Source organism: Stenotrophomonas sp. YIM B06876 (assembly GCF_030711595.1).
Lineage (GTDB): Bacteria > Pseudomonadota > Gammaproteobacteria > Xanthomonadales > Xanthomonadaceae > Stenotrophomonas.
This window is the reverse complement of record NZ_JAUJUJ010000377.1, coordinates 1-787: the sequence shown is the minus strand read 5'-3', so window position 1 is coordinate 787 and position 787 is coordinate 1. Positions and strand designations below refer to the sequence as shown.

Genomic DNA, 787 nt, shown 5'->3' with positions numbered 1-787 from the left:
AGGTCGTAGAGCTTTTTCAGCACCGGCACCGAGCGGCCGGGCCGGTAGCTGTCCGGGAATTCGCGCGCCTGCGCCTCGCCCGCGTGCACCGACAGTTCGATGGACAGTTCGTCGGTGATGGCCAGCGGCCCGACCGGCATGCCGGCGTGCCTGGCGCAGTTCTCGATCAGCGCCGGCGCGATGCCCTCGGCCACCATGCCGATCGCGTCATCGACGAAGGCGCCGATGAAGCGGCTGGTGAAGAAGCCGCGGTGGTCGTTGACGACGATGGGCGTCTTCTTCAGCTGCGCAATGAAGTCCAGCGCCTGCGCCAGCGTCGCGTCCGAGGTCTGCTGGCCGCGAATCACCTCGACCAGCGGCATGCGGTCGGCGGGCGAGAAGAAATGCAGGCCGATGAAGCGCTCGGGCCGGCGGCTGGCCTGCGCCAGCAGCGTGATCGGCAGCGCCGAGGTGTTGCTGGCCAGCACGCAATGCTCGGGCAGCACGGCGTCGAGCTTTTGGGTGACCTCGGCCTTGATGGCGCGATCCTCAAAGACGGCCTCGACCACCATGTCGGCATCTTTCAGCAGCGCGTAGTCGGCCGTGGGCGTGATGCGCGCCAGGATGGCGTCGGCCTTTTGCGGTGTCGAGCGGCCTTTTTGCACCAGGCGCTGGAGCACTTTTTCGGCGTAGGCCTTGCCGCGTTCGGCGCCGGCCTGGTCGCGGTCGAGCAGCACCACATCGATGCCGCGCTGCGCCGCCACCAGCGCAATGCCGCCGCCCATCATGCCGGCGCCCACCATGCCGA

Annotated in this window: 1 protein-coding gene; it reads right to left on the bottom strand. The window is 68.5% G+C overall.

What is annotated here, in order from left to right; translation table 11 throughout:
• The coding region (locus QZH66_RS17420) for a 3-hydroxyacyl-CoA dehydrogenase family protein (RefSeq protein WP_305807097.1) at positions 1-787 on the bottom strand (787 nt) is incomplete at both ends.